Here is a 10,905-nt window from a genome sequence, read left to right as displayed (position 1 = left end):
GTGCGGCGCGGACCGGCACGTCCGCGGCGACGTCGAACCCGGTCGCCGCGAGGCGCGCGATCGTCTGGTCGAGGTCCTGCTCGGCCACCACCTGGGTCTCGATGTCGTTGAGCACCTGCGCGGTCGGGCGCACCACCTGGCGGGGGCCATCACCGTCGTCGGGGAAGTAGGTGCGTAGCGATTCGTGCCGCTCGACGACGTCGCGCAGGGCCGTGATGACGAGCGACGGGTCGGCGCCCCCAGCACCCCTCGTGTTTCCGCCGAGCCTGACCGCGACGGGCATGTTGTACGCGGGGGATCCCGGGTCGAACTGGTTGAGGAACCACATCCGCTGCTGGGCGTACGACAGCGGGATACGCTCGGGCAGAACGGCATCGAGAAGATTCACCGATGCGGGCTGCGCCGCCGACGCGTCGAGAGCCGCCGCGACCGCCGCGACGGATGGGGTGTCGAACAGCACCGGCAGCGAGATCCCCGACCCGAGGCGCGCGATCACCCGGGTCGCGCTCAGTGAATCGCCGCCCAGCTCGAAGAACGTATGCTCACGGCCGACGATGTCGGCTCCGAGGACATCCGCGAACACACCGGCGACGAGACGTTCCGTATCGGTTTGCGGTGCAACATAATCCGATGGCGCACTCGAACGGGGGCTCGGCAGCGCTCGCCTGTCCACCTTGCCACCAGCGGTCGTCGGCATCGCGTCGAGTTCGATCACGTGCGCAGGCACCATCCATCCGGGCAGGTGCGCGCGTAGGTGGCTGTCGAGACCGTCGGCGCCGCCGGTGACGTACAGCCGGAGGGCGTCGTCACCCGCGGTGACCACCGCGGCGGTGACGCCGGGAAACGCGAGGGCCACCGCCTCGATTTCGCCCGGCTCGAGACGGCGTCCGCGTAGCTGAACCTGCTGGTCGCTGCGCCCGAGGTATTCCAACGAAGCGCCGTCGACCGACCGTCGCACGATGTCACCGGTGCGGTACAGCCGCCCACCGCCTGAGGCTGCAACGAAACATGCTGCCGTCAGGCCGAATTGGCCGGCATATCCGCGGGCGATCCCATCGCCGCCGAGATACAGCTCGCCCACGCCGCCCTTGGGCGCGTGCCGCAGGCGGGAGTCGAGCACCAGCGCATGGACACCCGGCAGCGGCGCACCGATGGTGATGCGTCCGCCTTCCGCCATCGGCTCCGACAGGGTGGCCAAGACGGTCGCCTCGGTGGGGCCGTAGGCGTTGAGCATGGTGCCGTGCGAGAAGAACCGGTCACGCAGCGCGGGCGGGCAGTCCTCACCGCCGACGTCGAATACCTCGACGCCCCGCAGGTTTTCGGGCTCGAGCGTCGCGAGCACCGTCGGCGAGGTGATGAGGTGGGTAATGCGTTCCTTCACAAGGAGGTCCGCTAGCAACGGGCCGGCGTAGACATCGGCGGGAGCGATGACCAACGCAGCTCCCGCAGCCGACGCGCCGAGGATCTCCTGGAGGGAAGCGTCGAACACCGGGGACGCGAGGTGCAGTACGCGTGAGTCGGCGGTGATCGAGTACCGGTCGACCACGTTGGCCGCCAGCTGCGCCAATCCGCGGTGAGTCACACTGACGGCCTTGGGTTTTCCGGTCGACCCTGAGGTGTGGATGACGTAGGCCTCGTTGTCCACGTGCACATCCACAGGCGCTGCGGCGACCGACGGCGCGTCGAGCAGATCCTCGATCGCCACCCAATCGCCCGGGAGTGCCCCCAGCAGAGCTCTCGTCGTGACGCCGAAGAGGACCCCCGCGTCGCCGAGGATGGACGCGAGCCGGTCGGTGGGCTCGTCGGGGTCGATCGGCACGAAGGATGCACCGGAAGCTGTCACGGCCCACATCGCGAGCACCGACTCCTGGGACCGCCTCAGGCCCAGGGCAATTCGTACTTCAGGAGCTGCGCCTCGAGCAACGAGCTGTGCCGCAACGTGTTCGACACCGGAATCGGGCTCGGCAAGAGTAGCCATCGGCGCGGGCGATACCGTGGGGGCGGCATGTACCTGTACAGAAGTGTCGTCAGAGCCGCGCATGTCGAGCTCCGATACCGGCAACCCGTCCGGTGAGTTGACCAGCGTACGGAGCAGGTCGAGGAAGCGTTCGTGGTGCGCGGCGAGCTCGTCGGTCGTGTAGACGGCGGGGTTACCGAGGAAGTCGACGCGGGTGCTCGAACCGGCGACGCCGGGGTACACGTTGACCATCATGTCGTCGATCGGGCCGCTGGAGAGCACGCGGTACTCGCCGATGACGTCGCCGAGCCGAATAGTGCTGTCGTACATCATGATATTGACCGTCGGTCCGAACACACCGCGGCCTCCGGCGCCGCCCACACTGCTCCCCGCGGCACGCTGCATGTCCTCGACGCGGAACCGCTGGTGTCGTAGCGCCCCGGTGAGCTCCACCTGGATCCGTCGCAGCAGCTCCTCTACGGTGACGTCCGCTTCGACGCCGATGCGGAGCGGAACGACGTTGGACATCATCCCGGACGAGTCGCGGAGCTTGGTGGTGGCCCGGCCCGACACCGGGAGGCTGAGCATGACGTCCTCGGTGTCGGTCATCCTCGCGAGGTACAGCGAGAACGCCGCGAGAACGACGGGGACGTCGGAGGAGTTGTAGCGGCGCGCGACTTCGGCCATTGCGTCGGCGAGTTCGGTGTCGAGCACCTCGCCCACGCTGACGGTGACGCCGCTGGGGACCGACGCCGACCGCGCGAGCCGTGGGGCGTCGGCGTGCCCGTCGAGCCGTCCGAGCCAGTACTGGCGGTCCGTCTCGTACCGGGACGAACCGGCGTAGGCGGCCTCGTAGTCATAGATGTCTCGGACGCCGACCGCGCGGGTCTTCGGAATTTCGGTACCCGTCACGATGGCGGTGTAGACGGCAGCGGTGCGTTCCTGGACGGAGATGGCGCCGAGTCCGTCCATGACGACGTGATGCGCGCGGCTGTACCAGTAGAAGTGCTCTTCGCCGACCTGGATGATCTCCGACGCGATCAGCTGGTCGCGGACCAGGTCGACGGGCTTTCTGTACTGCTCGTCCATGTACTGGTGCGCGTAGGCGACGGGGTCTTCGTAGGAGCGCAGGTCGCGGTAGATCATCGCGTAGGGGACGTTGTCGTCGTACCACTGGTAGGGGTGGCCGCCTTCTTCGCCGAGCCGGACGGCCGGTGACTCGAGCTCACGGCACGCGATATCGGTGGCGCGAATCAATATTGCCGGATCGATGTTTCCGCGGATCTCGACGTATTGGGCGATGGTGAACGGAACCTGCGGCGCGAGCTTCTGCGCGACGTAGATGTTGAGCTGGGCAGGAGACAGCGGAAAGCGGCCAACTTGTTCGATCGACGACACCCGCTACCCCTCCTCAACCTGTCACTGCCGACGGCATGGTCCTCCCACGCATGGTCCTCACGTGTAATTGTCGCAGCGCACCGTTGGTCTACAGAGCCCTCTGGTCAAACTACGGGACCAGGGATCATTGCTCCACTTGTCGCGAAGTACATCGATCATTTCACAGTTGTCACATCGCTTATCTCGACGCAATATCGACAGAATTCGAGGAAAAAGTCGGAACGAATGTTTCAGGCGCGGTGCCCGACCGATTCTGTTTCTTCAGGGGCGGTACCGAACCATGGCTACCGTGCGCGTCAGAACGCGCAGATCGAACAACAGTGACCACGATGCGATATACGTCCGTTCCAGCTCTCCTGCACTCTCGGGCGTCAACTCGGTGGTGGGCGCAAGCACCCACAAACCCGTCATCCCGGGTCGAAGAACCGGCCGGTCTACGCCCCTCTCGGTCACCGGTTGCGGCCGGGGACCGACGAGGCTCATGTCACCACGGAACACGTCGAACAGCTCGGGAAGATGCTCGAGGCCGAAGGTCTTGATCAGTCGGCCGATGCCCTGAGATGCAGGAACGCGGAAATTATGCAAGTCGAACACGTCGCCGTTCTTACCGACGCGCGGCGACGCCTCGACCACGCGGCCCGGAGGTCCTGTCAGCGCCACAATCGCGGCGCAGCCCAGCATGACGGGCGCCAGCACCACTAGCAGGCCAGCGGCGACGGTTCGATCGAACACAACCTTCGCCGCGGAGTTCCACGGATACAGCCGTACCGGGTTCGTTCCCTCGCCGTGCCCTTGCTCCGCGCCGGGCCCGTTGCAGCCCGGCGTTTCCCCGCACTCTTGCTTCAACGGCGCTCCCTCCGCTCACCCGACGTCAAAACTGTCCCTGGCTCCCATACCGGCGGACATCGACTACATGCACTATCACGTCGACATTACGGCCACGCCTCGAAGTACCGGCGATTGGACGACTTGTGGTTGGAACTCTTGTCATTCAATCGAACTAACCGAGGCTCGTCTGAGCTTTCTTCACGGCGACCTACTACTCTTCCCACGAGCGAGATCGTTCTTTTGCTTCTCACTTCGAAGTCCGTACGCACGTGTTGAGCACCAGGAGTCCAGAGCGACATGACCCACACCGACACCACCTCGTCGACTCGTCGCAGCAAGAAGCGCCCGGTGCTGCTGATCGTCGGCGTCGTGCTGCTGCTTCTGGTCGCGTTCGTGGCCTGGCTGGCCTACGAGGCTTTCACGGCGAAGTCCAATCTCGAGACGACGCGCGACGCCGCCAATCAGGCGAAGGATGAGCTCCTCGACGGTGATGTCCCCGGGGCCCAAGCCGCGGCGGCAGATGCCACGGAGTCCGCTACGAAAGCGCAGGACGCGGCGTCGTCGCTGCCGTTCACCATCGTCGGCGCGATCCCGGTTCTGGGTAGCCCGCTCGCGACGGTCTCCGAAATCGCCGACGTGGTTCAGGGTCTCGCCTCCGACGTCCTCGAGCCCGCGTCCGCTGCGAGTGCGTCCATCTCCCCCAACAGCATCGTCGAGGGCGGCGGCCGGGTGAACCTGCAGGCGCTGATCGACGCGGAACCTGTTCTCGCCGAGACCTCCGCCGCGGCGGAAGACCTGTACGCGCGGGCGCAGGCCATCGAGGACCCCGCGTTCCTCGGAGTCGTTCAGGACGCCCGCGTGCAGCTCGAGAACCAGACGCACGATCTGGCGGGGCTTCTCACCAATACGCACATCGCGAGCAAGATCGTCCCGACGATGATGGGCGCCAACGGGCCGCGGTCGTACTTCCTGGCGTTCCAGACGAATGCCGAGGCACGCGGCACCGGTGGGCTGCTCGGCGGTTACGGCATCATTCGCGCCGACGACGGCACAGCCCGGGTCGACACCCTCGGCAGCAACAACGAGTTGGAGTTCGCGGAGCAGCCGATCGACCTCGGGCCGGAGTACGCGCGGCTGTGGGGTCCCCGCAACACGACCACCGACTTCCGCAATTCCAATGCCAGCCCGCACTTTCCGTACGCCGGGCAAATCTGGTCGTCGATGTGGCAGGAGCAGACCGGCGAGCAGTTGAACGGTGCGATCGCTACCGATCCTGTTGCGCTGAGCTACATCCTGGACGCGACGGGACCAATCACGCTCGCCGACGGTGAGGTCGTCTCCGGCGACAATGTCGTCGAGGTGACGTTGTCCACGGCGTACGCGCGTTTCGGCGACGACCAGATCGCTCGGAAGGCGTACCTGCAGGAGATCGCCGCCGCGGTGGTGTCGAAGATGACGACGGGTGTCGCCCCGACTCGGCAGTTGCTGGATGCGGTGGGTCGCGCCGGCAGCGAGGGACGCATCTCGGTGTGGAGCGCCGATCCCGCAGAGCAGGAGGTGTTGGCGGGCACCAAGATCGGTCATACACTGCCCGTCGAGCCGGGTCCGTATGCCAACGTCATCGTCAACAATGCCGGCGGCAACAAGCTCGACTATTACTTGGCGCGCGACATTTCGTACACGGCGCAGTCGTGCAGCGGGGGTTTGCGTAATTCGACGGTGACGGCGACGCTCACCAACAATGTGAATCCTGACGGTCTGACACCGTATGTGGCGAGCACGTTCCAGCCGGGTGTTCCCTATGGGACGAACGAGTCGATCGTGTATCTGTATGGGACGCAGGGCGCGAAGATCAAGTCGATGATGGTCGACGGCGTGAACGCCTTCTCGGTTCAGGGCGGTATGGAGTTGGGCCATCCGGTGCAGGCGGCGTATCTGACGATCCCGCCGGGTGAGTCGTCGACGGTCACGTGGGAGCTCGAGGAGCCCGCCCTCCCCGGCGAGGCCGTCGTCCCGGTGCAGCCGTTGGTGGATGACCCGACCATCACCGTCGACGTGCCGCAGTGCTAGTCACGAACTTGGGCTAGTCACGAACTTGGGCTAGTCACGACCGCGGCCTGACTCCGCGAACTGTGTGGGCGCGCCCGGCCCGCTTGAATGGACCACGCCGGCTATTGGGTCGTAGGGATGTGACATTCAAGCGATGTGGGCGCGCCTTCGCACCGTCACACCGCTTTCAGTTCCGCAGTGGGGCGGTGCTCGGCTTGGTGCACGTCCTCGTCGAGTGCCTTGTAGTCGACAAGTGTCGGATCGATCGTGAGCCCCCGCCAGTCGCGGTGGTCATCGAACCGATCCTTGCTTGCGCTCAGTGCGGAACGGCCGTCCAGCGCTGCGCTCAACCCGGCTAGCGCGAGCGCCAGGCCACGCCCGTCTTTGCGGTCTGAATAGATGGTGGCCGAGTCGGTGAGATATTGGATTGCGGTGGTTTGCCCACCCGGGACATACCTGGCTACAACCCCGATCCGTCTACTGATGCACGCGTTCGCCCACGACGACGCAATCCCGTCCTCGACCCCTCGAACGGGCTGGATGACCTGGTCGCGGAGTTCTGTCAGCTTTTCCAGCAATGCGGACATCGCAGAGGTATCGCTGAATCCTCTCTCTCGCATATTCACCGCCATCTCCAACGAACATTCGGCTATTGCGCGCCATGAGCGAGCACCGCACAGCGCGAAGTTGTACGACGAACGGCGGAAGAGACGCTTCGCCCGCTCACGATCTGCATCGATCAGCGCTTCACCCAGCCACAACGAGCTTTCCGCGAGGAGTCGCACATAATCGCGTTCTTGCGCGATTTCGTAAGCCTGTTCGGCACTCTCTGTTCCATCGATACCGTCCGACTGGTGGTGCAGCGAACGTGCGACCAGAATCAAACTCGCGCAACGCCCGTAGTCGGAGTCTGCCCTTTCGAAATACTTAGCTGCCAGGTCGCCGTGATACTTAGCATCCTGGGAATGGCTGGTGCCGACGATCAATCCGCGCGTGTACTCGATCCATCCTCGCCGAAGGTCGGCCAACTTTCCCGTCTGTGACGCGAGATAGCTTTCTGCTCTGTTCAGCTCGGAGAGCCGTCCTTCTGTGTCGTCCTGCCCAGCGGGGAAGATTCCGGATCTAGCCCGCTCGTACGCAGCCCACGCGAGCAACAGGTCGCTCGAAGACGCCGCGGCGATCTCTTGCATCATTTCGGCCAGGTCGGCGGCAAGGCCATCGGCACCCGCCGTTGCGCGAGTGATCACGCAGGCAGCCGCGAGGGCGGACACTCGATCGAACGAGGTGTTGGTTGCAAGCCGACCGACGCTCACCAAATCGGGCACGAGTTCGATCGCATACATCGGGTTGAGCTGTATTTGACGTTCCGCAAACGGGATCAAAACAGCGGGCGAAACAACGCTCAGGTCAGGCTCGTTCGGACTCTCCCAGTCGTCCATTCCAACAGGCGCTCGACGCGGAACCAACGCGAACTTACGTACGCGCCTGTCCTCCGACAGACCAGGTTCCGCCCGCATGACGGACCCCTCGGCAACCAGTTTGCGGAGTACACGTGAGACAACAGTGGGCGGCGAGTCCACGAACGAGGCGATTGCCGTGGGGCTGTCGACTCCGGCCTCTAGTGCCGTCAATATCTTGTCTCGAAGGCTGGTACTCGCAGAGTCCAGTACGTCCACTTTTGCCCGGCGGTTGTGCAAGTGCTGGCGCAGTAGCCCGAGAAATGCCACGACCGAGGACCTCCAGCCGTCGTCCTTCACGTCGATCGCCGATCGCACGGTTTCAAACGTCTCGACCAATTCTTGCAATTGCTCGTCCGTTGGTTCGGACGTGAGCACATCGGCTACAGCCTGACCCAGAAGCGACATGCTTCTGTCTGTCGGCTCGCCTTTGACGAGTTCCGGTGCAGACGTAAGCAGCAGGTCATAAGCCGACGGTCGACCAGCAATTGTTGAGTTGGACATAAGTGGTACAGTACCGGTCAAGTACCTACGGTGCCACCCGGGATGTCACGCCGCGCGTGACCTCGTCGATGGGGGCTTCGGTGAGCACCCTCATGCTCCGGTGGCGTGTGTTCACCACAGCGACTCCTGATGCGCTGCCCACCGGGCCTTCGACTACCTGTCTCTCACGCTGAGCGACCGGCAGGACACACAGTGCACCTGTTGCACAGAAGTCCCCCGGGTTGTTGATCAGGATTGTCGTGCTCTGACTTGATCCGACGAGCCCCTGGGCCTGATTGACGAAGACGCCCACTTTCGGGGTCATGCTGCTCACCAGTACGACCGTGGGCCGCAGTTTGTCCAGCACGGCCTTGACCGAGCGGTCCAGGAAGTCAGCGCAGATCAACACGACACACGAGATCTTCTCACCCAGGAATACTCTTACTTCGAACGAGGGCTCGACCTTCTCACTGAGCTGCCGGCCGTCCATCCATTCGTGTTGCTCGCCGTCGAATCCGAAGCCTTCGCGTACTTCTCTGGTCACTTTCACCTTGAAAACACCTGTCTTGCTGTGTCTTCGAATCAAACTCGGCTCACCGACGAAGTGCGTCAGGATCGAGTTTCTCCGCGTCCCATTCTCGTCGAGGTGGTGATAGCTACCGGATACAACTATTTTCAGGTTTTCGAAGGAGAGGTTCGACAAGTCGGCTGCATCTTCTTCGACAGTGGCCAACTCGGCCACCATGGCGATCGACGCCAGCTGCGTCCCATCGGCCAGTGCCAGAGCCCGGTCGACCGCCTGCGACTGGGCGGAGCGATCTACAGGGTGCACGCCGTAGAACTGCGGGGACAGATCGCCGTCGGTGGGTAAGTCGTCGATCGTCAACTCGCTCAGGTGACGGTTGGGTTGGATGAGCGCGACACCGAGCCCGCTGTCAGATACGCAGGCGTCGAATCTCCTCCCGCATCGCCGGTCGATGGTCACCTTGACCGCGCTGGTGTCCGATCCCTCAACCCACAAAGTCAGTCCCGGAACGCGTGCTGGATTGGCACGGTCACGCTCCTCCCCCGCGCTCGACGACAGGCCGTGGAGGCTTCCGTACAACGCCGCGAGACCACCGCGGGGTTCGATGACGGGGCTCAGGTGCTCCACGACGTACTCATCGGGTAGTGAACTCGCAGAACCGGAGAAATCCGCGCCGCATGCGACGGACACGGTGCGAGCTACCAACCAGGCAGCAAGGCCTGGCTGGTCTGAATGCAGCACGACGGCGAGGAGCTGTTCGACCACATCGAGCGGGACAATCTCGCTCGACAGGTCACCCGCGAGGCCGGCAATAGCCTTACTTCCAGTGCTGTCGAACGGCCCGTACACGTCCAGGGTCGGAGACACCCTCACAGCGAACTGCAGGCAGGACCGTGCGAGGTCGAACCGCCCGACAACTCCACCAAGATTGCGCTGCAACTCGTCAACCCATCGAGAATCCACTTACCCGCCCCCAGGTATCCCGGGCAGCACCCGCGCAGCCCCCTGAAAATCGAGCCTATATGACCCATGACGCTGAGATCAGCGAAAGGTGTTGCGTGTTAAATGGATAATGCAGGTCTGCACCACCGCCAACTCCCAGACCGTGTTGATCGCATCCGGCAATCCCTTCAGTCCGTCGCACACCACGATGCAGACATCGGCAACGTCTCGGTTCTTGATCTCGGTGAGCACCGAAAGCCAGAACTTCGCGCCCTCACCGTCGCCGGCCCAGATCCCCAAGATGTCGCGCTCACCGTTGACGGTGACACCGATCGCGACATACATCGGCCTAATCGCGGGCCTGCCCATCACGGACCTTGACGTGCACCGCGTCGATGAACATCACCGGGTACACCCGTTCCAGTGGCCGGTTCTGCCACTTGGTCATCTCCCCGAGAACTTTGTCGGCGATGCGGGAGATCGTGTCCTTCGAGACCGTCGCACCGTATATGTCCTGGAAGTGCGCGGACACTTCACCGGTCGTCAATCCCTTTGCGGTGAGCGGCAATACGATCTCGTCGATGCCCGTCAAACGGCGTTGACGTTTTTTGACAATCTGCGGCGCGAACGAGGAGTCGATGTCGCGCGGCACGTCGATCTCCACCGGCCCGATCTCAGTGAGCACCGTCTTCGAACGGGTGCCGTTCCGAGAATTGCCGCTGCCGCGGCCGACAGCGTCGTGTCTCTCGTAACCGAGGTGCTCGGTCATCTCCGCATCCAGTGCGGTTTCGAGGACGTTTTTCGTGAGCTGATTGAGCAGCCCGTTCGGGCCCATCAACTCCATGCCCTGCTCCTTGGCTTGAGCCAGGAGCTGCTCGGCCAACTGCTTGAAGATCCACCTCGTCCGCCATGGGCTCCAGTGCTCGGTCATCGTCGATCCTTGCCGCCAAGCTCAGCTCGGAGTGTCGAACCAAGATCGGATCAACCGTTTTCCTGACAGTCCCGGCCGCAAGTTCGATGGGCTCCCGGTTCGGCAAGGGCGAACAGCTAGCGACGCGGCATGGAAAGCATCCAGACCGAGCCCGGTGACAATCCGTATCGTGCAACCCGCCGGGCGGAAGCACGTTGGTCCCTCCCGGCTCCAATCTTGTTCAGGCGCTGCGTTTTCGGCGGCGGTGGTAGCTGGGTATGGGTTTTTGTTGTGGGTCTGTCTCGGTGGGTGGGATGGCGTAGGGGTGTCCGTCGTGGCCCATGAGTAGTTGCCA

The 10,905-nt window shown here is 63.8% G+C and carries 5 protein-coding genes and 1 pseudogene; 1 reads left to right on the top strand and 5 read right to left on the bottom strand.

The features are described from left to right. A partial coding sequence (locus tag WBQ44_RS11570; RefSeq protein WP_495566833.1) for an amino acid adenylation domain-containing protein occupies positions 1 to 3,355 on the bottom strand: 3,355 nt, incomplete at its 3' end. A gap of 261 nt (positions 3,356 to 3,616) precedes the next feature. Then, entirely contained in the window at positions 3,617 to 4,201 is a 585-nt protein-coding gene (locus WBQ44_RS11565) for a sugar transferase (protein ID WP_495566832.1), read from the bottom strand. Between the two features lie 279 nt (positions 4,202 to 4,480). Here WBQ44_RS11565 and WBQ44_RS11560 point away from each other — a divergent pair, with 279 nt between their 5' ends. After that, positions 4,481 to 6,253, top strand: a complete 1,773-nt coding sequence (locus tag WBQ44_RS11560) for a DUF4012 domain-containing protein (RefSeq protein WP_495566831.1) — start codon at positions 4,481 to 4,483, stop codon at positions 6,251 to 6,253. 155 nt (positions 6,254 to 6,408) lie between these two features. On the opposite strand, the gene WBQ44_RS11555 is transcribed toward WBQ44_RS11560, so the two are convergent. The 3 genes and pseudogenes from WBQ44_RS11555 to WBQ44_RS11545 all read right to left on the bottom strand — a co-directional run. Beyond that, entirely contained in the window at positions 6,409 to 8,193 is a 1,785-nt protein-coding gene (locus WBQ44_RS11555) for a hypothetical protein (RefSeq protein ID WP_495566830.1), read from the bottom strand. A gap of 25 nt (positions 8,194 to 8,218) precedes the next feature. After that, positions 8,219 to 9,565: a hypothetical protein gene (locus WBQ44_RS11550; protein ID WP_495566829.1), complete on the bottom strand. Its 1,347-nt coding sequence runs from the start codon at positions 9,563 to 9,565 to the stop codon at positions 8,219 to 8,221. Between the two features lie 177 nt (positions 9,566 to 9,742). After that, positions 9,743 to 10,551 (bottom strand): annotated as a pseudogene (locus WBQ44_RS11545) (IS256 family transposase); the annotation flags it as partial. Between the last annotated feature and the right edge of the window lie 354 nt (positions 10,552 to 10,905).

This window comes from Rhodococcus sp. (in: high G+C Gram-positive bacteria) (genome assembly GCF_049591685.1).
Taxonomy (GTDB): Bacteria; Actinomycetota; Actinomycetes; order Mycobacteriales; family Mycobacteriaceae; genus Rhodococcoides.
This window is presented reverse-complemented; position numbering and strand designations above follow the sequence as displayed.

Excerpts from the sequence above, each read along its gene's own strand:
- WBQ44_RS11560 (WP_495566831.1), top strand. The coding sequence starts at position 4,481 with ATGACCCACACCGACACCACCTCGTCGACTCGTCGCAGCAAGAAGCGC.
- WBQ44_RS11555 (WP_495566830.1), bottom strand. The coding sequence starts at position 8,193 with ATGTCCAACTCAACAATTGCTGGTCGACCGTCGGCTTATGACCTGCTG.